The 20,645-nt window shown below is 68.4% G+C and carries 21 protein-coding genes and 1 pseudogene; 13 read left to right on the top strand and 9 right to left on the bottom strand.

The annotated features are described in order from the left end of the window. The first annotated feature begins 5 nt into the window (after nt 1–5). Genes C472_RS04490 through C472_RS04505 form a run of 4 tightly spaced genes read left to right on the top strand, consistent with a single transcriptional unit; the run spans nt 6 to nt 3,688 of the window. Nucleotides 6–965, top strand: coding sequence for a branched-chain amino acid ABC transporter permease (locus C472_RS04490; RefSeq protein WP_006628614.1), 960 nt, complete (start codon nt 6–8; stop codon nt 963–965). Beyond that, the gene (locus C472_RS04495; RefSeq protein ID WP_006628615.1) at nt 962–2,143 is read left to right on the top strand and encodes a branched-chain amino acid ABC transporter permease; all 1,182 of its coding nucleotides are present in this window, start codon (nt 962–964) and stop codon (nt 2,141–2,143) included. The genes C472_RS04490 and C472_RS04495 overlap by 4 nt, the downstream gene beginning before the upstream one ends. After that, a complete protein-coding gene (locus tag C472_RS04500) occupies nt 2,136–2,918 on the top strand; it encodes an ABC transporter ATP-binding protein (protein WP_006628616.1) in 783 nt (260 codons plus the stop codon). The genes C472_RS04495 and C472_RS04500 overlap by 8 nt, the downstream gene beginning before the upstream one ends. Next, nucleotides 2,915–3,688: an ABC transporter ATP-binding protein gene (locus C472_RS04505; protein ID WP_006628617.1), complete on the top strand. Its 774-nt coding sequence runs from the start codon at nt 2,915–2,917 to the stop codon at nt 3,686–3,688. The genes C472_RS04500 and C472_RS04505 overlap by 4 nt, the downstream gene beginning before the upstream one ends. Before the next feature lie 132 nt (nt 3,689–3,820). On the opposite strand, the gene C472_RS04510 is transcribed toward C472_RS04505, so the two are convergent. After that, a complete protein-coding gene (locus C472_RS04510; RefSeq protein ID WP_006628618.1) occupies nt 3,821–4,618 on the bottom strand; it encodes an RIO1 family regulatory kinase/ATPase domain-containing protein in 798 nt (265 codons plus the stop codon). A gap of 120 nt (nt 4,619–4,738) precedes the next feature. On the opposite strand from C472_RS04510, the gene C472_RS04515 reads away from it, so the two are divergent. Then, nucleotides 4,739–5,887, top strand: coding sequence for an acyl-CoA dehydrogenase family protein (locus C472_RS04515; protein WP_006628619.1), 1,149 nt, complete (start codon nt 4,739–4,741; stop codon nt 5,885–5,887). 60 nt (nt 5,888–5,947) lie between these two features. On the opposite strand, the gene C472_RS04520 is transcribed toward C472_RS04515, so the two are convergent. Then, the gene (locus C472_RS04520) at nt 5,948–6,538 is read right to left on the bottom strand and encodes a hypothetical protein (RefSeq protein ID WP_006628620.1); all 591 of its coding nucleotides are present in this window, start codon (nt 6,536–6,538) and stop codon (nt 5,948–5,950) included. A 159-nt stretch (nt 6,539–6,697) separates the two neighbouring features. Here C472_RS04520 and C472_RS04525 point away from each other — a divergent pair, with 159 nt between their 5' ends. After that, on the top strand, nt 6,698–7,228 hold the full coding sequence (locus C472_RS04525; protein ID WP_006628621.1) for a halocyanin domain-containing protein: 531 nt from the start codon (nt 6,698–6,700) through the stop codon (nt 7,226–7,228). Between the two features lie 60 nt (nt 7,229–7,288). Here C472_RS04525 and C472_RS04530 read toward each other — a convergent pair whose 3' ends face one another. Then, nucleotides 7,289–7,807: a hypothetical protein gene (locus C472_RS04530; RefSeq protein ID WP_006628622.1), complete on the bottom strand. Its 519-nt coding sequence runs from the start codon at nt 7,805–7,807 to the stop codon at nt 7,289–7,291. A 198-nt stretch (nt 7,808–8,005) separates the two neighbouring features. Between C472_RS04530 and C472_RS04535 the strand changes: the two genes are divergently transcribed. The 3 genes from C472_RS04535 (at nt 8,006) to C472_RS04545 (ending at nt 9,857) form a co-directional block, all read left to right on the top strand. Next, nucleotides 8,006–8,281: a cytochrome C oxidase subunit IV family protein gene (locus tag C472_RS04535; protein WP_006628623.1), complete on the top strand. Its 276-nt coding sequence runs from the start codon at nt 8,006–8,008 to the stop codon at nt 8,279–8,281. Between the two features lie 145 nt (nt 8,282–8,426). Continuing rightward, the gene (gene tenA / locus C472_RS04540; RefSeq protein WP_006628624.1) at nt 8,427–9,086 is read left to right on the top strand and encodes a thiaminase II; all 660 of its coding nucleotides are present in this window, start codon (nt 8,427–8,429) and stop codon (nt 9,084–9,086) included. Between the two features lie 132 nt (nt 9,087–9,218). Further along, the gene (locus C472_RS04545) at nt 9,219–9,857 is read left to right on the top strand and encodes an NAD(P)-dependent oxidoreductase (RefSeq protein ID WP_006628625.1); all 639 of its coding nucleotides are present in this window, start codon (nt 9,219–9,221) and stop codon (nt 9,855–9,857) included. Nucleotides 9,858–10,072: 215 nt separating this feature from the next. Here C472_RS04545 and C472_RS04550 read toward each other — a convergent pair whose 3' ends face one another. Further along, the gene (locus C472_RS04550; RefSeq protein ID WP_006628626.1) at nt 10,073–11,560 is read right to left on the bottom strand and encodes an aldehyde dehydrogenase family protein; all 1,488 of its coding nucleotides are present in this window, start codon (nt 11,558–11,560) and stop codon (nt 10,073–10,075) included. Nucleotides 11,561–11,703: 143 nt separating this feature from the next. Between C472_RS04550 and C472_RS04555 the strand changes: the two genes are divergently transcribed. Further along, nucleotides 11,704–12,666 carry an ArsR/SmtB family transcription factor gene (locus C472_RS04555; protein ID WP_006628627.1) on the top strand — a complete coding sequence of 321 codons (963 nt, stop codon included), beginning with the start codon at nt 11,704–11,706 and terminating at the stop codon, nt 12,664–12,666. Between the two features lie 292 nt (nt 12,667–12,958). Here the strand turns inward: C472_RS04555 and sod are convergent. Further along, nucleotides 12,959–13,555: pseudogene (gene sod / locus C472_RS04560) on the bottom strand (superoxide dismutase); the annotation flags it as partial. Between the two features lie 202 nt (nt 13,556–13,757). On the opposite strand from sod, the gene C472_RS04565 reads away from it, so the two are divergent. Both C472_RS04565 and C472_RS04570 read left to right on the top strand, forming a co-directional pair. Then, complete coding sequence (locus tag C472_RS04565) at nt 13,758–14,507, top strand: pirin family protein (RefSeq protein ID WP_006628629.1); 750 nt, start codon at nt 13,758–13,760, stop codon at nt 14,505–14,507. 63 nt (nt 14,508–14,570) lie between these two features. After that, complete coding sequence (locus C472_RS04570) at nt 14,571–15,320, top strand: GNAT family N-acetyltransferase (protein WP_006628630.1); 750 nt, start codon at nt 14,571–14,573, stop codon at nt 15,318–15,320. 33 nt (nt 15,321–15,353) lie between these two features. Here C472_RS04570 and C472_RS04575 read toward each other — a convergent pair whose 3' ends face one another. Next, nucleotides 15,354–16,346 (bottom strand): NAD-dependent epimerase/dehydratase family protein, encoded by a 993-nt coding sequence (locus C472_RS04575; protein WP_006628631.1) that lies wholly within the window; start codon nt 16,344–16,346, stop codon nt 15,354–15,356. Between the two features lie 69 nt (nt 16,347–16,415). Continuing rightward, complete coding sequence (locus C472_RS17450; RefSeq protein WP_162832660.1) at nt 16,416–16,556, bottom strand: hypothetical protein; 141 nt, start codon at nt 16,554–16,556, stop codon at nt 16,416–16,418. A gap of 102 nt (nt 16,557–16,658) precedes the next feature. On the opposite strand from C472_RS17450, the gene C472_RS04580 reads away from it, so the two are divergent. Beyond that, nucleotides 16,659–17,144: a zinc ribbon domain-containing protein gene (locus C472_RS04580; protein ID WP_006628632.1), complete on the top strand. Its 486-nt coding sequence runs from the start codon at nt 16,659–16,661 to the stop codon at nt 17,142–17,144. Nucleotides 17,145–17,205: 61 nt separating this feature from the next. On the opposite strand, the gene C472_RS04585 is transcribed toward C472_RS04580, so the two are convergent. Together C472_RS04585 and coxB are read right to left on the bottom strand one after the other, a co-directional pair. After that, nucleotides 17,206–19,704, bottom strand: a complete 2,499-nt coding sequence (locus C472_RS04585) for a cbb3-type cytochrome c oxidase subunit I (RefSeq protein WP_006628633.1) — start codon at nt 19,702–19,704, stop codon at nt 17,206–17,208. Continuing rightward, a complete protein-coding gene (gene coxB / locus C472_RS04590) occupies nt 19,701–20,483 on the bottom strand; it encodes a cytochrome c oxidase subunit II (protein WP_006628634.1) in 783 nt (260 codons plus the stop codon). Before coxB ends, C472_RS04585 begins: the two co-directional genes overlap by 4 nt. Nucleotides 20,484–20,645: the final 162 nt, after the last annotated feature.

Below are 20,645 nucleotides of genomic sequence, written 5' to 3' on the forward strand. Positions count from 1 at the left end.
CACAGATGACCGTTCTCGGATACCTGGCCAACGGGCTGGTCTTCAGCAGCATCATCGTCCTCGGGAGCATCGGGCTGTCGCTGGTGTACAGCATCGCCGACTTCGCCAACTTCGCGCACGGCGACACGATGACGATCGGCGCGTACACGTCGCTCGTGACCTTCGGTGCGGTCGGCGGACTGGGCGGCGCGGTGTTGGGGCTCCCGTACGGCTTCTTCGTCGCGCTCCTCGCCGGGATCGCCGTCGCGGCGGTTGTCGCGGTCGGTACCGAGAAGCTCGTCTACGAGCCGCTCGACGTCGACTCGATCGGCCTGCTGATCACCTCGATCGGGATCGCGTTCATCTACCGCGCGGTGATCCAGATCCGGTTCGGCTCCGACTTCACCCGGTTCGACATCCAGCCGCTGCGCCCGATCGAGGCGCTGCTCCCGTACGGGGTCCGGGTGACGCTCCACGACGTCGCGATCGTCGCCTCGGCGGTCGCCCTCGTCGTCGGACTCCACGTCCTGCTACAGTACACCGACCTCGGTCGGAAGATGCGCGCGATGGCCGACAACCCGGACCTCGCGCGCGTCAGCGGCATCCGAACGAGGCGGGTCAAGCTGTGGACGTGGGTCATCGGCGCGGGACTCGCCGGTGCCGGCGGCGTGTTCCTCGGGCTGTTCAACCAGCTCTCGCCGCGGATGGGGTTCAACCTCCTCTTGGTGATCTTCGCGGCCGTGATCCTCGGCGGTATCGGCTCCGTCTACGGCGCGATGGCGGGCGGCTTCCTCATCGGCATGATAAACCAACTGACACCGTTCTTCTCAGCCGTCGTCGAAGCGATACCGATCTGGCCCGGATGGCTCGCGGCGGTCGTTCGGAGCCTGGTCAGCATCGAGTACGCGAACGCCATCGCGTTCGTGATCATGGTTCTGGTCCTGTTGATCCGGCCCAACGGGATCGCCGGGGAGGACGCGACATGAGCGCGCTCGACGCCCCGAAGGCGGCGCTCGCGGGGCTGACCCGCCCGGAGGGGTGGGTGCTCGGCGTCAGCGTCGCGTTCGTGCTGTTCCTCCTCGCCGCGCTGCTCACCGGCGCGCTCGGCCCGACGTACTTCCTGTTCCTCGTCGGGCTGGCGGGGATGTACGCGCTGCTGTCGTTCGGGCTGAACGCCCAGTGGGGGTTCACCGGACTGATCAACTTCAGCGTCGCCGCGTTCTTCGGCATCGGCGCGTACGGCTCCGCGCTGATGACCGCGAGCGGCTCGCCGATCGCGGGCGGGTTCAACCCGCTCGTCGGGCTCGTCGTCGCCCTCGTCGTCGCGTTCGCGCTGGCGCTGCTCATCGGTATCCCGACGCTCCGGCTCCGGGCCGACTACCTCGCCATCGCCTCGCTCGGGCTGGCGGAGGTCGTCCGCCTGATCGTGCTCAACGAGCGCTGGCTGACGAACGGCAGCGCCGGTGTTCGGGGGATACCGGGGTTCTTCGAGGGGTGGCCCGTTCTCTCGACGTTCCCGGAGGCGATGCCGGGACTGCGGCTGGAGGTCGTCCCCGGATCGCCGATACTCCTCGAAACGGCGTTCTGGCAGGCGTCGCTGAACGTCCTGTTGGTGCTCGGGTTCGCCGGCGCGACGTTCTTCGTCCTCCGACGCGCCCACCGGTCCCCGTGGGGGCGGGTGCTACGGACGATCCGGTCCGACGAGGACCTCGCGCGGGCGCTGGGGAAGAACACCTACTCGTTCAAGATGCAGTCGTTCGTCCTCGGCAGCCTGATCATGGCGCTGGCGGGCGTGTTCTACACGCACCTCAACCTGTACGTGGGACCGGGCGACCTCGACCCCATCACGACGTTCTACGCGTGGGTCGCCGTGATCTTGGGCGGCAGCGGCTCCAACCGCGGGGCGCTGTTCGGCGGGATCGTCATCGTCACGATCCGCGAGGGGACGCGGTTCCTCAACGACGTGGCGCTGCCGATCGACCCCGCGCCGCTGCGCCTGCTGTTGATCGGCGTCGTGATCGTCGCCGTCATGCGCTACCGGCCGCAGGGGATCTTACCGCCGCAGCGGGAGCTGATCTGGCCGAGCGCGGTCGACGGGGGCGGCGCGCCGGAGACGCCGGACAGCGGCGTCCGCGAACGCAAGGGAGGTGGCGGCGATGAGTGACGCCGCCGCCGAGAACGTCGTCCTCCGGGTCGACGACCTCCAGAAGTCGTTCGGCGGGCTCACCGCGACGGACCACGCGACCTTCGACGTCGAGCGGGGGACGATCACCGGCCTCATCGGTCCGAACGGGGCCGGCAAGTCGACCATCTTCAACCTCATCTCCGGCTTCTACGAGCCGGACGGGGGGACCGTCGAGGTGAACGGGACCGACGTGACCGGCATGGAGCCGTACGAAGTCGCCGAGCGCGGGCTCGTCAGGACGTTCCAGACCCCCCGCAAACTGGAGGGGATGACGGTCCGCGAGGCCATGCTCGTCGGGCCGCGGAACCAGCCCGGCGAGTCGTTCGTCCGGCTGTTCACCTCGCCGGGAGCGGTCGCCGAGAGCGAGTCGGAGAACCTCGCCGACGCGGAGCGGATACTGGCGGAGTTCGAGATCGACCACCTCGCGGAACAGCCCGCGACGGATATCTCCGGCGGGCAGATGAAGCTCGTCGAACTCGCGCGGGCCATGCTCGCCGAGCCGGAGGTACTGCTCTTGGACGAGCCCGTCGCGGGGGTGAATCCGACGCTCGCGAAGAAGCTCAAATCGCAGATCCGCCGGCTCAACGACCGCGGGACGACGTTCCTGCTCATCGAACACGACATGGAGTTCGTGATGGACCTGGCGGACCCGATCGTCGTCTTGGATCAGGGGACCGTCCTGACCGAGGGGACGCCGCACTCGGTGCGCAACGACCAGCGCGTCATCGACGCCTACCTCGGAGGTGGCGCATGAGCGACGACGTGACCGGGGCCGCCAACGACCGTTCCGGGGCCGCGGACGGGCCGCGCGGCGGGACCGACCCCGTCCTCTCGCTGTCGGGCGTCGACAGCGGCTACGGCGAGGTACAGGTGCTCGACGACTGCTCGGTCCGACTCGACCCGGGCGAGATCGTCTGTCTCGTCGGTCCCAACGGGGCCGGCAAGTCGACGGTGCTCAAGACGGCGTTCGGGATGTTGACCCCGTGGACGGGGACCGTCGAGTACCACGGCCGCGACATCGGGGGAATGGCCCCCGAGGAGATCGTCCGCGAGGGGATCGGCTACGTCCCCCAGACCGACAACGTGTTCGGGTCGCTGACGATAGAGGAGAACCTGCGGATGGGCGGCGTCGCCCGCGACGGCGGCCTCGACGAGGTGATAGGGAAGCTGTACGACCGGTTCCCGATCGTCGAGGAGAAGCGGAACGCGAAGGCCCGCACGCTCTCGGGCGGACAGCGGCAGGTGTTGGCGTTCGCCAGAGCGCTCGTGATGGAGCCGGACGTGCTGCTCATCGACGAGCCGTCCGCGGGGCTCGCGCCGAACACCGCCGACGGCGTGTTCGAGGACGTTCGGGCCGTCAACGACATGGACACGGCGATCCTGATGGTCGAACAGAACGTGACCAAGGGGCTGGGCATCTCCGACCGCGGCTACGTCCTCGATCAGGGGACCGTCAGGTTCGAGGGGACTCCCGAGGAACTCCTGAACGACGAGGAGGTCTCGGAGCTGTACCTCGGCGGGTGAGTCCCCACCGGACCGCCGGCCCCGGACGCGAGGTTCCGCCGACGAGACCGCGGGGGGACCGAAGCGAGTACCCACGATCCGCGGCGGGACGAACGTCCGCGGCTCGGGGCGACGCGACCGCGGTCCGCGGGGCTACGTCACTCCCTTCTCGAGTTCGCCTTTCAGCTCCGCGCCGTCGAACTCGTGGTCGGGCCGGATGGCGACGAAGTCGAGGAACCGCTCGGCCGCGAGCAGCTCGTCGACGTCGTAACTGCCCAGCCCCGCGTCGACGGCCGCGGCCGCGCCGATCAGCGGTTCGAGCGCCGCGAGCGCGCTCGCGAGGTCGTACGCGCGTGCCGCCTCTCGGCCGTCCTCGCTCACGCGGGTGGCGTCGATGACGTAGAGCTCGCCGTCGGCCACGAGGACGTTCTCGGCGCGGAGGTCGCCGTGCGCGAGGCCGGCGTCGTGGACCGTCCGCAGCGTCGCGAACAGCTCGGGAGCGAGCTGGGTGACGGTCTCCCGGTCGAGCTCGCCCAGCGTGCGGAACTCGGGGAGGTACTCCAACACGAGGACGCCGAGGTCGCCGACCTCGAACGCCTCGACCGGCTCCGGCGCGTGGACCCCCAGCTCGCGGACCCGCCGGGTCGCCTCCAGCTCGTGACGCGCCATCTCGTAGGGGGTCTCGTGGCGCTCGAAGAACCCCTCGGTGCCGGCCGAGAACGCGCCGAGGTTCCGGCCGGTGGTGAACAGCGCGTGGACGAGCGTGTTCTGTCGGGTTATCACCTTCACGAAGAGGTCGTCGTCGACGACCATCGGGGTCGACAGCCAGTTGTCGGCGTCGAGGAACCGGACCCGCATCCCGTCGCGGTCGTACCGCTCCGCCAGCTCGCGCGCGACCCGCTCGATGTCGGGCCAGTCGACGCGACCGCGGACGAGCTGCCGGAACTCCATACCGGCGGAACGCGGCGACGCCCCATAAGTCGTCGGCTCGCGGGCGGAGTCGGTCGGAACGTGGGGCGGTCTTTCACGGTCGTTCGCATCGTTTATGTCCGCGGGTCGCAATTCTTGCCCATGGACTTCGAGGTACCCGCCGAGCACCGGATGATGCGCGACACCGTCCGGGACTTTTGCGAGTCGGAGATCGCCCCCATCGCACAGGAGATCGAGGACGAACACCGGTTCCCCGAGGAGGTGTTCGACTCCCTCGCCGATCTCGACGTGATGGGCGTCCCGGTCTCCGAGGAGTACGGCGGACTCGGCGGCGACCAGCTGATGTACGCCCTGATCACGGAGGAGATCGGCCGCGTCTCCGGCGGGATCGGACTCTCGTACGCCGCGCACACCTCGCTGGGCGCGAAGCCGATCGACCTGTTCGGCACCGACGAGCAGAAGGAGGAGTGGCTCCGCCCGCTCGCGGAGGGCGAGGGGATCGGGGCGTGGGCGCTCACCGAGCCGGGCAGCGGTTCCGACGCCTCCGACATGGACACCACCGCCGAGTACGACGCCGACGCGGGCGAGTACGTGCTCAACGGCACCAAGCAGTTCATCACGAACGCGAACGTGGCGAACTCGATCCTCGTCAAGGCCGTCACCGACCCCGAGGCGGGCTACGACGGCATCTCGACGTTCATCGTCGACCCCGACGAGGACGACGGGTTCGAGGTGACGACGGTCTGGGACAAGATGGGACTCAACAGTTCGCCGACCTGCGAGATCGCCTTCGACGACGTGCGGCTCCCGGAAGACCGGCTGCTCGGCGAGGAGGGCGAGGGCTGGACGCAGACGATGAAGACGCTCGACGGCGGCCGTATCTCCATCGCCGCGCTCTCCGTCGGGCTGGCGCAGGGGGCCTACGAGGCCGCCGAGGAGTACGCGGGCGAGCGCGAGCAGTTCGGGAAGCCGATCGCGAAGTTCGACGCGGTCCGGGACAAGATCGTTCACATGCACCGCCAGATTGAGCGGGCGCGGCTGCTCACGCACAAGGCGGCGACGAGGTACGACGCCGGGGAGTCGGTCACGAAGGAGTCGGCGCTGGCGAAGCTCGACGCCAGCGAGGCGGCCCGCGAGGTCGCCGAGGAGGCCGTCCAGACGCTCGGCGGCTACGGCTACACGACCGACTTCGCCCCGCAGCGCTTCTACCGCGACGCGAAGCTGATGGAGATCGGCGAGGGGACCAGCGAGATCCAACACGTCGTCATCGGACGCGAACTCGGGCTGTAATCGGGTTCGGTGCGGTCAGCGCGGGCGGCGGCGTCCCTGCCGCCCCCGCCGCGACGTCCGTCACGGGAACGCCACGAGGTCGTCGTCGACCCCGCGCAGGCTCTCCGCGAGCCGAGACCCCTCGGGCACCGCCCGGAGGAACGGCTCCGACCCGAACCTGACCTCGCCGTTGACGGACACGAGACCGAGGTCCGCGGGGTCGCCGTCGAGTCCGGTGAGGAACGCGACGGTGCGGACCGCGGGCACGTCGCCGGCCCGCGACTCGGGGTCGACGGAGCCGTACAGGGTGCGGTTGACGGCGACGTGGTGGACGCAGGTCGGCGTCGGCGCGAAACACAGCAGGTAGCGAGCGCCCGGCTCGCTGCGCCCCAGCTTCGGCCGGAGGGCGTGGCGGTCGTCGGCGTGGAAGTATCGCTCCATCCGGCGGTACTGGCGAAGGATCTCGTTCGCGCCGGTGGCGCGGCGGACCGCGGCGTCCGCCTTGAGTTCGACCACGCGGTCGACCGGCTCGGGCGTCCGCGTCCGGACGAAGAGGTCCACTACCCCCTCACGTCCGTCGGCGTCGTACGGCTCTTCGAGCCGGATCGCCGGGTCGTCGACCGTCGCCTCGTAGTGTTCGACGAGCCGGGTCGCCAGCGCGTCCTCGCGCATGGATCTCGGGACGGGACGGAGGGCGATAAACCCCGCTCTCGGCGGCGCGCGACCGACCGTGTGCCGCGGGCCGGGGCGGTCCCGCCGCACGTCGCGGCACGTTCCCACGAGCCGGGAGCCATCACGGGGTTTGTATGGCCTCGGACCGTACCATCGACGATGTCTGACAAACTGTCCAGACGGCGGTATCTCGCCGGAACCGGAGCCGCGTTGACCATCGGGACGCTCGCCGGCTGTTCCGGCGGCGGCGACGGCGGAGACGGGTCCGACGGCTCGGACGGCGACGACGGGATGGACGGGTCTGACGGCGGCGACGGCGGCGACGTGCCGAGCGAGATCGACGACTACCTCGCCGACGCCAACCAGTACGACGGGTCCATCGAGGACCTCACCGGGCAGGACGAGGTCACGATCGAGGTCGGCACGGGTGACGTCGGATACGGCTTCTCGCCGGCGGCGATCCGGATCGACTCCGGCACCACCGTCGTCTGGGAGTGGACCGGGAACGGCGGCGGGCACAACGTGGCCTCGGTCGAGGACTCAGAGTCCGACTTCGACAACGGTGAGATCATCGGCGAGGAAGGGTACACCTTCGAGCAGTCGTTCGACAACACCGGTATCCAGCTCTACGAGTGCACCCCGCACTCGGCGAACGGGATGCTCGGCGCGATCGAAGTCGTCGAGGCCTGAACGGCTCGCCGCGGACCGCCTCGGGACGCGAACGCGACTTTTTCAGACGGTGCGAGAGACTCACGAGAGGAACGACCAGCGAACGTCGACGAGCCGGTCGTGTTCGCCCGTGACCGTCGGCCGCGCGAGGTGGTCGTTGGCGTTGACGCCGGCGTCCGCCAGTCGAGAGAGCGCCTCGTCGAGCGTGCGGTCCGAGCGCTCCACGCTGGCGTCGCGCACGTAGGGTGCGTCGAACGGGTTCGCCCGGGAGTTCGAGATCTCGATCGCGTCGGTGAGGTCGCTGCCGATCGCGTGCGGCGGCTGGTGGAAGTGCCAGTCGCCGACCGTGAGGAACAGCCACACGTCGCCGTTGATGGCATGGTACTCGCCAGCGACCCGGTCGGCGTCGTACGCGACGATGCGGGAGAGGACGGCCGTCTTGAGCCGGTAGAGCGCGTCCTTTCGCGCCGAGCGGACGTTGCTCTCGGTGACGTCGCCGCGCTCGTAGGCGGCGGTCGCCTCGTCGGCGAACTGCTTCGCGACCTTGTTGACGACGTACAGCGATTCGAGCAGGTCGTCCGTCGGTTCGAGCGGAGTCACGGCGGGATACCGGTCGTGTACTGCGACCGCCCGGACCTCCGGCCGTCGCGGCCATATGCGTTTCGGGACTCGAACACCCGGGTGACTACCGGGGGCGGGTGCGGGGGACCGCCGGACATCGACCCGGCGGGTCCGGCCGTCGGCGCGGGGTCCCCGGATGGTTAATTCTTTAAGCGCAGGGACGAAGGAGAAGGCAAGATGGCGCACGACTCCGTGAAGCTGTACTCGGCGATATACGTCGCCCTCCTCGTGGCGGCGACGCTGAACTTCCTCCTCTTCGAGTCGTCTTTCGTCGAGTTCAGCTACGCGCAGGCGATCGTTGGCACGTTGGTGATCGCGACGGTCAAGACGCTGCTCATCGTCGCGTACTTCATGCACCTCCGGTGGGAGAACCGCTCGCTGACCTACCTGATGGGGATGGCGCTCGCGCTCACCATGCTGCTGATGGCGGCCGCGACGTACTCCATCTCGTAAACCGCTCCCGCGCTCCGAACGCGCCCCCGTCGTTTCGCTCCGTTTTCGCCGTCGCCCTCAACGTCCGTCCTACCCCGCCGCCCGTTGTATTAATGGATAATATTAGTTAGTTATATCACGGTCGCTCCGCGATCGTGAGTCGTCAATGTCGTTCAGCGACCGACTCCTCGACGCCGGATCGGAGATCTGGGACGCGCAGAAGGAACACCCGTTCGTCGTCGAACTCGCGGACGGCAGCCTCGACGAGGGGGCGTTCCGCCACTGGGTGAAGCAGGACTACCGGTACCTGCTCGACTACGCTCGCGTCTTCGCGCTCGCGGGGGCGGCGGCCGACGACGAGGAGACGACCCGGCGGCTGACGGGGACCGCGCACGCCACCCTCGCGGACGAGATGGACCTCCACCGGTCGTTCGCGGCCGAGTACGGGCTCTCGCCCGGGGACCTCGAAGCCGTCGAGAAGGCCCCCACCTGCGCCGCGTACACGGACTTCCTCGTGCGGACGGCCCACGAGGGATCGGTCGCCGAGATCGCGGCCGCCGTCTACCCGTGCGGACAGGGATACCTCGACGTGGCCGACCACATGGCCGACCTCGCGACCGGAGAGCACCGGTACACGCCGTTCATCGAGAAGTACACGAGCGACGAGTTCCGCGAGACGGTGGCGTGGATGCGCGACCTCGTCGACCGGTACGGCGAGGAGTACCCCGGCGAGCGCGACGCCATGCGTGCGGCGTTCCTGCGGAGCGCCCGGCTCGAACACGCGTTCTGGGAGATGTGCTACACCCGAGAGGAGTGGTCCGTCTGAGCCGGTCGCCGAACGGGAGGGGGGCCTCAGGAGCCTTCGGCGGGAGCAACGACTTCCGGATCCCCGCGCCGGGAGCAGCGACCGCCGGTTGCCGAAGGGCCTAATGGACGCTCGGCCAACTGGCGGACCGAAATGGACGTGTTACTCTTGGGCGCGAGCGGGCGCATCGGACGGCGAGTCGCGACGGAACTGCTCTCCCGCGGCCACTCGGTCACCGGGGTCTCGCGGAGCGGGACCGCGGAGGGGATCGACGACGACGGGTTCGTCGCCGTCGCGGGCGACGCGACCGACGCCGATCAGGTGGCGCGGCTCGCGGCCGGTCAGGACGCGGTCGCGTCCGCGCTCGGTCCGGGCGAGGACGACGACCCGGCGGTCCTCACCGAGATGATCGGGGCGACCGTCGAGGGGCTGCGCCGCGCCGGGGTCGACCGACTCGTGTGGACGGGCGGCGCGGGCGGCCTGTCCGTCGGCCCGGACACGCGCCTCGTCGAGACGGAGGAGTTCCCCGACGAGTGGGAGCCGGTCGCGCGCGCCGCCATCGACGCGTACGGGATCCTCGAAGCCGCCGACGACCTGCGGTGGACCTACCTCGCGCCGGCCGCGCTCATCGAGCCCGGCGAGCGGACCGGCGAGTACCGGACCGCCGAGGGCGAGCTGGTGGCCGACGAGGACGGCGACAGCTACATCTCGATGGAGGACTTCGCCGTCGCGCTCGTCGACGAACTTGAGTCGGGCGACGGGATCGGCAGCTACCTCGCCACCGGATACTGAGGCGGTCCTCCGGGAGCGACTACTGAGGCGGTCCTCCGGGAGCGACTACTGAGGCGGTCCTCCGGGAGCGACTACTGAGGCGGTCCCCGCGGACCGGCTACCGCGAGTCAGTCAGAAGAATCGACCGCAGCGAATCCGTCACGCGGAACCGTCGCAGCGAGTCGGTCGAAAACGACTCAGTCGCCGCGAGCCGCCGCGGCGACGACGGTACGCGTTCAGAACGGGTACTCGCGCGGCTCGTGCTGGATCGAGATCCACTTCGTCTCGGTGATCTCGTCGAGGAACGCGTCGCTGTTGTAGTGGCCGACGCCGGACGCGCCGATCCCGCTGAACGGGACGTGCGCCTCGTCGTTGATCGGCTGGTCGTTGATGTGGACGTTACCGGTCTCCATGCGGTCGGCGATCTCCTTCGCCGTGCCGAGGTCGCCGGAGTGGACCGCGCCGGAGAGTCCGTACTCGGTGTCGTTGGCGATCTGGACCGCCTCGTCCACGTCGGAGAACGGAATTACGGGTGCGATCGGGCCGAAGTGCTCGTTCGCCGCGGCGGGCATGTCGTTCGTCACGCCCGAGAGGACGGTCGGGGCGACCACGAGCGAGTCGTCGACGCCGTCGACGTCGACGGCGTGGCCGCCCGTTTCGAGGGTCGCCCCGGCCTCGACCGTCTCGTCGACGTAGCCGAGCATCTCGTCGCGCTGCGACTCGTCGATGATCGGCCCGACGATCGTCTCCGGGTCGTGGACGCTACCGGTCGGCAGCGACTCGGCGCGGTCGACGAGCCCCGCGACGTACTCGTCGTACACGTCCTCGTGGACGACGTGGCGGTTGATCGAGATACACACCTGTCCCTGGTGGACGAAGGAGCCGAACGCGGCCGCGTCGAGCGCGCGGTCGAGGTCGGCGTCCGCGGTGACGACGTGCGCGTTGTTCCCGCCGAGCTCCATCGCCGGGACGGCGAGGTTCTCGCCGGCGAGGCCGGCGACGCGCTTGCCGATCTCGGTCGAGCCGGTGAACGCGACGACGTCGCTCTCGGGGTGGCTCGCGACGCGGTCGCCGATCGACGAGCCGCGACCGGTGACGACGTTGATCACGCCCTCGGGGAGGTCGGTCTCCTCGAACAGCTTCGCGAACAGCAGCCCGCCGGTGATCGGGGAGTTCGTCGACGGCTTGAGCACCACGGAGTTACCCGCCGCGATGGCGGGCGCGACCGCCCGCATCGAGAGGTTCAGCGGGAAGTTCCACGGCGATATCACCGTGACGACGCCCTTGGGCCCGACCTGAAGCTGGCTCTCCTTGCCGGGGATGTTGGAGGCGGCGTGTTCGCCCTTCATCCGGCGGGGCAGCGTCGCGGCCTCGCCCGCGTGGTCGGCCGCGATCTGGATCGACGTCTCGCCCATGATCGCCGAGCCGCCGACCTCGTACTCCAGCAGCTCGATGATCTCCTCGCTGTGCGCGTCGAGCGCCCGATGGAACTGCTCGATGACCGCCTGTCGGCGGGCGGGCGGCTGCTCACCCCACGACTCCTGCGCCTTCGCGGCGGCCTCGTAGGCCGCGTCCACGTCGGCCTCGGTGCCCGCCGCGACTTCGGTCACCGTCTCGCGCGTCGAGGGGTCCTCGACGGCGATGGTCTCGCCGCTCTCGCTGGCGCGCCACTCCCCGTCGACGTAGAGTTCGTCCCAGTCCGCGTCGATCGATAGGTCACTCATTGCGTTTTACCAAACGGTAGAAACAGCAAAGAGTGAAGAGATAGCGGATATTGCGTCCGGTTCGGTGGGTCGTTCGCCGGAAGAGAGCGCCGGGGCCCCGCCCGCTCCAACAGACTTTACCGCTCGGTAAACGAGGATGGCGTATGAGTCAGTTCGACCGATCCGGCGGCGTCGCCTCCGACGGCGAGCGCGCGGATCGCATCGACGGAACCGACGGCGCGGCCGCGGCCGCCCGAACGGAGTCGCGGGTCCCGCCCGCGGAGGTGTTCGCCGTCCTCGGCAACGAGACGCGGGTCGAGGTCCTCCACGCGCTGCTCGAACTCGGCGGCGACGAGTCGCCCGTGAGCTTCACGGACCTCTTCGATCGCGTCGACGCGACGGACAGCGCGAACTTCAGCTACCACCTCGACCAGCTCACCGGCCACTTCGTCCGGCGGCGTGAGGAGGGGTACGAGCTCCGCGCGCCCGGACGGAAGGTCGTGAGCTCCATCTTCACCGGCACGCTGACCGAGCGGGCGCAGCTCGGCTTCTTCCCGGCGGAGGGGTCGTGTCACGCCTGCGGCGGCGACCTCCACGGATGGTACGTCGACGACACACTCTCCATCGGCTGCACCGACTGCGGCGCGATACAGGTGAGCTACCCCTTCCCGGCGGGCGCGCTCGACGGCCGGTCGACGGACGACCTGTTGGAGGCGTTCCACCACTACGTCCGACACCACTACTGTCTGGCCGCCGACGGCGTCTGCCCCGAGTGTACCGGAACCGTCGAGACCGACCTCGTGCGGACGCCCGACGAGGAGGGGCAGGCGGTCGCGGTCGAACACGCCTGTCGGCGGTGTAGCTACGACCTCCGGTCGACGGTCGGCCTCCTGCTGCTCGACGACCCCGACGTCCTCCGGTTCCACGCCGACCGCGGCGTCGACCTGAGTTCGACCCCGTTCTGGGAGTTCGACTGGTGCGTGAGCGACGCCGCGACGACGGTCGTCTCCGAGGAGCCGCTCCGCGTGCGGCTGACGGCCGCCTGCGCGGGCGACGAGATGCGAGTCGGCGTCGACGAGTCCGGGAGGGTCGTCGAGACGGACGGCCCCGAACTCGACGCGCAGTAGCTCACGCCGCAGTAGTTCCCGTCGCAATAGCTCACGTCGGCTGAGCGCCGCCGCTCGTCGATCAGATCAGTCACATCGGATCGAAAACCGCAGAGAGAGGAGGCCGCCGCGAACGCCCACAGTCTCGCTCCGTCGCGGGCGGCCGAGACGACGGAGCGGAAACGGCGCGTCCGACGCGTTGGGCGCGCCGGGTTACGCCGCAGTTACTCGAACAGTTCGACGGCCTGCTCGTAGCGGTCCGACGGTTCGTCCCAGTCGACGACCTCGAAGAAGTTGTCGACGAACTCGCCNACTCGAACAGTTCGACGGCCTGCTCGTAGCGGTCCGACGGTTCGTCCCAGTCGACGACCTCGAAGAAGTTGTCGACGAACTCGCCGCGAGCCGGACCGTAGTCGTGGTAGTAGGAGTGCTCCCAGACGTCGAGCGCGAGGACCGGGTGGCCGCCCCAGACAGCGCCCTGGTCGTGCTTGTCGACCACGACGTTACGAAGCCGGTTCGAGAACGTGTCGTACACCAGGAGCGCCCAGCCGCCGGCCGCGGAGGCCGCCGCCTCGAACTCGCCCTTCCAAGCCTCGTACGAGCCGAAGTCCTCCTCGATGCGGTCGGCGAGGGCACCTTCCGGCTCCGCGCCGCCCTCGGGGGACATGCTCTGCCAGAACAGGTCGTGGAGGATGTGACCCGAGGAGTTGTGGGTCACGTTGCGGATGGCTCCGCCGGACGAGGAGAAGTCGCCCGCGTCGCGGTTCGCTTCGAGCGTCTCCTCGGCGGCGTTCCAACCGTTGACGTAGCCCTGATGGTGGGTGTCGTGATGCCATTCGAGCACCTGCTCGGAGATGTGCGGTTCCAGTGCGTCGTAGTCGTACGGCAGCGGATCGAGTTCGTAGCTCATTGTTGCGTTCCACCGTACTCGCGGCACGGGTAAGAAGGTTCTCTGTAACGCGTTCCAGTAAACTTCCTGCTACTATTGGAACTGCTTTCAAATGTCTGTAAAACCTCTATTCTGGGTTTCAGAATATATTACCACTGTATTCTGTCAATTTCTCGGTTCCGTAATCGTGATGCTTATCGGCTGTGGTCGGCTCGGTTCGGACATGACTTCCAGCCAGCCGAGCGCGGACCGATCGGCTCCGGTCTCCGGCGAGCCGGTCCGCCACGGCACAGGCGTGAACTCGAACCGAGCGTTCCCGACGGGGGCGCACCCGCAGCACCTCGACCCGTTCGTCCTCTTCGAGCGGTTCTACATCGAGCCGGACCAGGGGTTCCCGATGCACCCGCACCGCGGGTTCGAGATCGTCTCGTACATGATCGAGGGCGGCATGGACCACGAGGACAGCCTCGGGGTGACGAACACCGCCCGCGAGAACGAGGCGATGCACATCACGACCGGCGGTGGGATCCGTCACTCCGAGTTCCCCGCCGACGGAGCGGGCTGTAACGGCCTCCAACTCTGGGTCAACCTGCCCCGGGAGGACAAGGAGATGGAGCCTGACTACTCGGACGCCGCGGCCGACGAACTGCCGACCGAGACGCTCGATGGCGCGACCGTCACCACGGTCGTCGGCGAGGGGTCGCCGCTCTCGACGCACACGGCGGTGGAGTACCTCGACGTCGAGGTGACGGGCTCGTGGGCGTGGTCCGTCCCCGACGGGTGGAGCGGCTTCCTCTACGCCGTGGACGGCGCGGGGACGGTCGACGGCGCGGCGATCGCCGAGGGCGACGTGCTTCCGGTGACGGAGGCGGCGACGGTCGACGTCCGCGGCGAGGACTCGCTGCGCGCGGTCGCGGTCTCTGGACGCCCCCACGGCGAGCCGATCGACCAGCGCGGCCCGTTCGTGCTCTGAGACTCACCGGGTGCGGTGAGAACGGCGACCGAGTTTTTTGTATTCGGAGTGAGACCAACCCGCATGGACCTGCGCGCCGCAACCGCCACCGATATCGACGCGGTCCGGTCGGTCGCCCGCGAATCGCTCGTGGCGTCCTACGGACACGCCGTCGACGAGGAACTGCTGGACGAGGCCGTCGAAGAGTGGTACGACGCCGGCGACCTCGGGGACGACGTCAACGACGACGACGCGGTGTTCCCCGTCGCCCTCGTGGACGGGGTCGTCGTCGGCTTCGCGGAGAGCTACGTCGTCGGTCGCCGGGAACGCGTCGGCGAGATCGACTGGCTCCACGTCCACCCCGACCACCGGGGCTCCGGGATCGGCTCCGCGCTGCTCGAACACGTCGAGTCCGGCCTCCGCTCGGCGGAGGTCGACCGGATCGAGGCCCGCGTCCTCGTCGACAACGAGGCGGGCACGGAGTTCTACGAGCGAGAGGGGTACGAACTCACGGGCGAACGCGACGTCGACATCGGCGGGGAAACGTTCGCGGAACGGGAGTACCGCAAGCAGGTCGGCCGACTCACCGGCATCTCCGAGGCCGTCTACGAGACCGAGGCGGGAGACACGGTCCACGTCGCGTTCGACGAGAGCGACCGCGGGTCGCGAGCGCCCTTCTACGTCGCGTACGCCGACCCCGACCACGGGCAGCGGTACGGCTACCTCTGTGGCAACTGCGAGGGGACCGACGTCGCGATCGACACGATGGACCGGATGGAGTGCCGCGACTGCGGGAACCGCCGGAAGCCGACGCGCTGGGACGCGGCGTACTGACTCCGGCGCGTTCCCCGGGACGATCCGGTCGCCTCAGAGCGTGTCCATGACGCCGAGGACGCGCTCCTCAGCCTCGCGGCCGGGATCCCACTCGCTCCCGTCGCGGTCGGACGCGCGGTGTTCCTCGACGGTCCGTTCCATCGCCTCGTCGACCGGCGTCGACTCCCAGCCGAGGTCCGCGAGCGCACAGGTGTCGAGCAGGTGCGGGTACTCGCGGTAGAGCGTGAAGTCGTCGGGTTCGAGACCGCCGGCCGCGAGGGCGTCGTCGCTCGCGGCGACGATTTCGCAGTCGACCTCGGCGGCGTCGGCGACCGTCTCCAGGGTCTCGCGGAGCGTGAGCGCGCGTCGGTCGCCGACGTTGTACGCCGCGCCCGGCTCCCCGCGCTCGGCGACGATCCGGAGCGCGCTCGCGACGTCCTCGACGTACGCCCGGTGCCAGAGGTTCTGTCCGTCGCCGGGGACCACCAGGCGGTCGTGCGTGAGCACGCGGTCGATCCAGTAGTCGAGCCGCTCCGTGTAGTCGTGCGGCCCGTAGACGATACACGGGCGGACGGCCATCGCCGCCACGCCCTCCTCGGCGGCCGCGAACACGGCGCGGTCGCCCTCGGCCTTCCGGTTGCCGTACGTCTCGTGAGAGTCGTCGGTCGCCTGCTCGTCGGTACAGGGCTCCAGCGGCGTCTCGCCCTCCCGTTTGGGAATCTCCTCGGCGGCGTAGCTGGAACCCGACGAGATGTACACGTACCCGTCGACGTCGGCGAATATCTCCGTGGCGGCCTCAACGTCTGCCGGCTGGTAGGCGACGCAGTCGATCACGACGTCCGGCTCGACCGACAGCTTCGCGGCGCGCAGCGCGGTGTCGTCCTTCCGGTCGCCCTCGACGTGGGTCACGCGGTCGTCCGCCGCGAAGGGGTTCTCGTGGGTGCCCCGGTTGAATATCGCGACCTCGTAGTCGTGTGCCAGCAGTTCGTCGACCGTGTGACGGCCGATGAATCGGGTCCCGCCGACGACGAGCGCGGTATCGGTCATACCCGACATCGGACGAGCGAGGTGAAAAGCGTGGCCGAATCGGAAGGCGAGTCGGCCGGAGGCCGGGGCCTACTCGTCGCCTCGGGGGCCGTCGCCGCGCCATCGGCGGTACAGGAGGTACGCGACGCCGAGGCCGATACCCCAGGTCCCGACGCCGAACACCGCGACCGCGACCCCGGAGAGGAACTCGCCGAGCGGAACGCCGAACATACCCGAGTTCGGCGCGTCCGCCACATAAACGCTCCGAGAGGAGCGGCGACGACGCGCCGAGAGAGAGATAGCTTCTCGGGGCGGGAGCGTGTAGGGCGGCACATGTCCGACCGCTCGCTGCGGCGACCGTGGCTCGCCGCCCTGCTCGCGCTCCTCGTCACCGGACTCGGCCACGCGTACCTCCGCCGGTGGGCCCGCGCGCTCGGCTGGTATCTGGCGGTGGCCGCGGCCGTCTTCCTGTTCGTCCCCGACGGCACGGTCACCGCGGCGTTCTCCGGGAACCCGCCGCCGGTCCGCGACGTCGCGCCCGCCGCGGCGGTCGTCGGAGCCAGCGTGATCGACGCGTACGTCGCGGCTCACAGGAACAACCGCGAGTACGAGCGGGAGCGCGACGCGGCCCGCCCGGCCGGCGCTCCGGGGGCGTCGGTCGGCGTCGGCGGCGACCCCGACGAGGCGTCGGCGGACGCAACCGCGGACGCCGAGGCCGATGGAACCGTGCGCTGTCCGGAGTGCGGGAGAGAGACGGATCCGACGGTCGACTTCTGTCAGTGGTGCGCGGAGCCGCTGGGCGGAGAAGGCGGGTCGTGACGCGGAAGACGGCAAAGTACGAAGCGGAAACGGCGACGGGAAAACGGGACCGCTGATCCCCTCAGAAGAGGTAGAACAGCGGGAAGATGAACACCCAGACGATGTCGACGAAGTGCCAGTAGAGGCCGAAGTACTCAATCGGCCGCTCGTCGTCGAGGTAGTGACCTTGGTACACCCTGACGAACAGGAAGATGGCGATCACTAAGCCGAGCAGGACGTGGATCCCGTGGAGCCCGGTCGTGACGTAGTAGATCGACGCCTGGATCGGGTCACCGTGGGCGTTCGCGCCGATGGTGACGCCGCGGTCGAATATCTCGTGGTTCCACTCCCACAGCTTGATCGCCATGAAGGTGAACCCGAGCAGGATGGTCGTGCCGAGCGTCGCGAGGACTCCCTGCCTGCTCTTCCGGCGCGCCGCGACCAGCGCGAGGATGACGGTGAACGAGGACGTGATCAGGACGAACGTGTTGATCAGCCCCGGCAGCGACTCGGTCAGCGGCTCCCACGTCATCCAGCCCGCGTTGTAGCGGACGAAGACGGCCGCGGAGATGAACGCGCCGAAGACGATCACGTCGGACGCCAGGAAGAACCACATCCCCAGCTTCACCTTCTCGACGCCGTTGAACGGCCAGCGCTCGGCGAACTCGGTCGGCGGGGCGTAGAAGTCTTCTAGGCCCCACTTGACGCCGGTGTAGAGGAGTCCGACGAGCCCGACCACGATCGCCGTCGGGTAGATCGGGTTCGAGATGTTGATCTCGCTCTGCATGGCGCTCTCGCCCAGCACGACGGTGACCGCGTCGGCGAAGCCGGAGAAGCCGAACAGCGTGACCAGAAGCGCCAGCGAGAGCGCGAACGGCCAGATGCTCGCGTGGCTGGCGTGCTTGTCCCAGTAGGGGTAGTCGGAGATGTGCGCGGAGTGGCTGTCGCCGCCGTCGGTGGCGACGTCGCCGTTGTCGTCGGTCTTCATCGCGGGACCGCCGTCCGGCACGTAGTCTTTCACGAACTCCAGCTTCCCGGAGGCGTACGACGGCCGGTTCGGCCAGTTCTCGAGCGGCGGGGGCGACGAGACCGCCCACTCCGCCGTGCGCGAGTAGTCCCACGGGTTGTCGCCGGCCGGGTCACCGGAGACGTAGGACTTCGCGAAGTTGTAGAACATGATAAAGAACGACAGTCCGAGCACGAACGCCCCGATCGTCCCGAACTGGTGGTAGATCTGGAACTCGGGGTTGTACTCGAACACCCGCCGGGGGGTCTCCCAGCCGAGGAACATCGAGAAGTAGACGGCGTTGAACCCGATGAAGAACACCACGAAGTGGAGCTTTCCGAGGAACTCGTCGTACATCTTCCCCGTTATCTTCGGGAACCAGTAGTAGGCCCCGCCGAACAGCGCCGTGGCCCCGCCGAACATCACGTAGTGGAAGTGCGCGACCACCCAGTAGGTGCCGCGGAACTCGTAGTCGAGCACGATGGCACCGAGGAAGACGCCCGTGATGCCGCCGAGGATGAACAGCAGCAGCGCGCCGAACGCGAAGAGGAACGGCGTCGTGAACTGTATCCGCCCCTTGATCAGCGTGTAGATCAGCGCGAAGACGACCAGGTCGAAGGGGAGTGAGATCCCGATGGTCGTCGCCATCATCAGCGTCTTGATCTCCAGGTTGATCGTCGTCAGGAACATGTGGTGCATCCACACGAGGAACGACTGGACGGCGATCAGACAGATGGCGATGATGACCCACTTCCGGCCGACCAGCCGCCGCCCGGAGAACGTCTGGAACAGTTCCAACATGACGCCGAGCGCCGGGAAGAACACGATGTACACCTCGGGGTGACCGAAGAACCAGAACAGGTGGCCCCACAGCAGGGAGCCGCCTTCGGTCGCCGAGAAGTAGACGCTGCCGAGGACGCGGTCGGCCGAAAGGATGAGTCCGACCGCGAGCAGGGCGGCGAACGCGAACAGCATCATCCACACGGTCGTGAGCATCGACCAGGTGAACATCGGCATGTCCATGATCCCCATCCCCTCGGCGCGGGAGTGGTGGATGGACGTGAGGAAGTTCACCGTCGACGCCGTCGTGCCGGTGACGAACATCGCGAGCGCGAGCACCGCGCCGGTCGACCCGATGCTCGGCGTGTACATGGGCACGTTGAGCGGGGCGTATATCGTCCACCCCGCGGAGAGCGTGCCGCCCTGGAAGAAGCTGATCGCGAGCAGGACGCCCGAGAACAGGTACAGCCAGTAGGACACCGCGTTGAGCCGCGGGAACGCGAGGTCGTCCGCCCCGATCTGGAGCGGCACGAAGTAGTTCGCGAACCCGAACGCGAACGGCGAGAGGAACCAGAACACCATGATCAGCCCGTGGGCGGTGACGGCCTCGTTGTACGCCAGCCCGGAGAGGATCTGGCTCGTCGGGTCCCACAGCTGGAGGCGGATTAAAAGCGCCATCACGCCGCCGAACAGCAGGAAGAACAGCGCGGTGATCGTGTACAGGATACCGATGTCCTTGTGATTGGTCGTGACGAGCCACCGCTTGACGGAGGTCGTCGGCGGGAGTTCGCTCATGCGCTCACCCCGCTGGCGGCGGACGCGTCGAACGTCACGCCGGCGCTCTCGATGCTCTCGCTCTCGGAGTCCTCACCGGTGTCCGCGTACCACTCCTCCCACTCGTCTTGCGGGATGACCGTGATCTGACCCTTCATCGCGGAGTGGCCCGGACCGCACAGCTCGAAGCACTCGACGGTGTACGTCGCCTCGCCGCCCTGCGCCTCGACTTCCTCGGAGCTCACCGAGAACCAGTTCTCGTTGTACTCTCCGGGGATCGCGTCCGACTTTATCCGCAACTCAGACGAACCGAAGTTGTGCCAGACGTCTTGTGATGTCACGTTGATGTCGATCCGCTGATCGGCCGGGACGATCAGTTCACCCCGTTCGGTGTGGCCGTTCGGGTACTCGTACACCCAGCCGTACTGCTGTCCCTCGACGAGTATCTCGATGTCGCCGTCGTCCTGGACGCTCGGTCCGTCCTCGACGTAGAGGAGGAGCCCGTACGCGTACACGACGAGGCTGATGACGACGATGGCGCTCAACCCGAACGAGAGGAAGAGCTTCTTGGCTTTCGGACCGCCCTGTCCCGTCGGGAGCTCGCCGACAGTCGGCGCGTCGAACTTCTCGTCCGACCGGTTCCCGTCGTCGCGGTACTTGTACACGTTCCACAGCGTGTACGCCACGACGATGGTGCCGACGAGAGTGCCGAGCGCGAGGAAGACGAAGAAGATCTCGTCGAAGACCTCCGCCTGTGCGCGCCAGTCGCTCCCCTGTTGTAGGATAACTGGATCTATCATGTTCGTCTGTCTGCTCTTGTATCTCCCTTAGCGATGGTACACTTATCTCTTGTGTAGCAGACCGGAGGATCGGCGGCGAAGGTGCCGGTTTCGCGCGGGGATCTGCCCCTCGAACCGGTCCGCCGGAGCCCCGGCGCGGGCCGTCGAGGAGAGGGCGGAACG

Origin of the sequence: Halorubrum tebenquichense DSM 14210 (assembly GCF_000337415.1) — an archaeon.
In the GTDB taxonomy this organism is placed as follows: Archaea; Halobacteriota; Halobacteria; order Halobacteriales; family Haloferacaceae; genus Halorubrum; species Halorubrum tebenquichense.

Bases quoted from the DNA above. Each gene is read 5' to 3' on its own strand.
- C472_RS04550 (WP_006628626.1), bottom strand. From the start codon at position 11,560: ATGAGTGACCTATCGATCGACGCGGACTGGGACGAACTCTACGTCGAC.
- C472_RS04535 (WP_006628623.1), top strand. From the start codon at position 8,006: ATGGCGCACGACTCCGTGAAGCTGTACTCGGCGATATACGTCGCCCTC.
- C472_RS04500 (WP_006628616.1), top strand. From the start codon at position 2,136: ATGAGTGACGCCGCCGCCGAGAACGTCGTCCTCCGGGTCGACGACCTC.
- C472_RS17450 (WP_162832660.1), bottom strand. From the start codon at position 16,556: ATGTTCGGCGTTCCGCTCGGCGAGTTCCTCTCCGGGGTCGCGGTCGCG.
- C472_RS04565 (WP_006628629.1), top strand. From the start codon at position 13,758: ATGACTTCCAGCCAGCCGAGCGCGGACCGATCGGCTCCGGTCTCCGGC.
- coxB (WP_006628634.1), bottom strand. From the start codon at position 20,483: ATGATAGATCCAGTTATCCTACAACAGGGGAGCGACTGGCGCGCACAG.
- C472_RS04515 (WP_006628619.1), top strand. From the start codon at position 4,739: ATGGACTTCGAGGTACCCGCCGAGCACCGGATGATGCGCGACACCGTC.
- C472_RS04570 (WP_006628630.1), top strand. From the start codon at position 14,571: ATGGACCTGCGCGCCGCAACCGCCACCGATATCGACGCGGTCCGGTCG.
- C472_RS04520 (WP_006628620.1), bottom strand. From the start codon at position 6,538: ATGCGCGAGGACGCGCTGGCGACCCGGCTCGTCGAACACTACGAGGCG.
- C472_RS04545 (WP_006628625.1), top strand. From the start codon at position 9,219: ATGGACGTGTTACTCTTGGGCGCGAGCGGGCGCATCGGACGGCGAGTC.
- C472_RS04585 (WP_006628633.1), bottom strand. From the start codon at position 19,704: ATGAGCGAACTCCCGCCGACGACCTCCGTCAAGCGGTGGCTCGTCACG.
- C472_RS04525 (WP_006628621.1), top strand. From the start codon at position 6,698: ATGTCTGACAAACTGTCCAGACGGCGGTATCTCGCCGGAACCGGAGCC.
- C472_RS04505 (WP_006628617.1), top strand. From the start codon at position 2,915: ATGAGCGACGACGTGACCGGGGCCGCCAACGACCGTTCCGGGGCCGCG.
- tenA (WP_006628624.1), top strand. From the start codon at position 8,427: ATGTCGTTCAGCGACCGACTCCTCGACGCCGGATCGGAGATCTGGGAC.
- C472_RS04575 (WP_006628631.1), bottom strand. From the start codon at position 16,346: ATGACCGATACCGCGCTCGTCGTCGGCGGGACCCGATTCATCGGCCGT.
- C472_RS04555 (WP_006628627.1), top strand. From the start codon at position 11,704: ATGAGTCAGTTCGACCGATCCGGCGGCGTCGCCTCCGACGGCGAGCGC.
- C472_RS04490 (WP_006628614.1), top strand. From the start codon at position 6: ATGACCGTTCTCGGATACCTGGCCAACGGGCTGGTCTTCAGCAGCATC.
- C472_RS04510 (WP_006628618.1), bottom strand. From the start codon at position 4,618: ATGGAGTTCCGGCAGCTCGTCCGCGGTCGCGTCGACTGGCCCGACATC.
- C472_RS04495 (WP_006628615.1), top strand. From the start codon at position 962: ATGAGCGCGCTCGACGCCCCGAAGGCGGCGCTCGCGGGGCTGACCCGC.
- C472_RS04580 (WP_006628632.1), top strand. From the start codon at position 16,659: ATGTCCGACCGCTCGCTGCGGCGACCGTGGCTCGCCGCCCTGCTCGCG.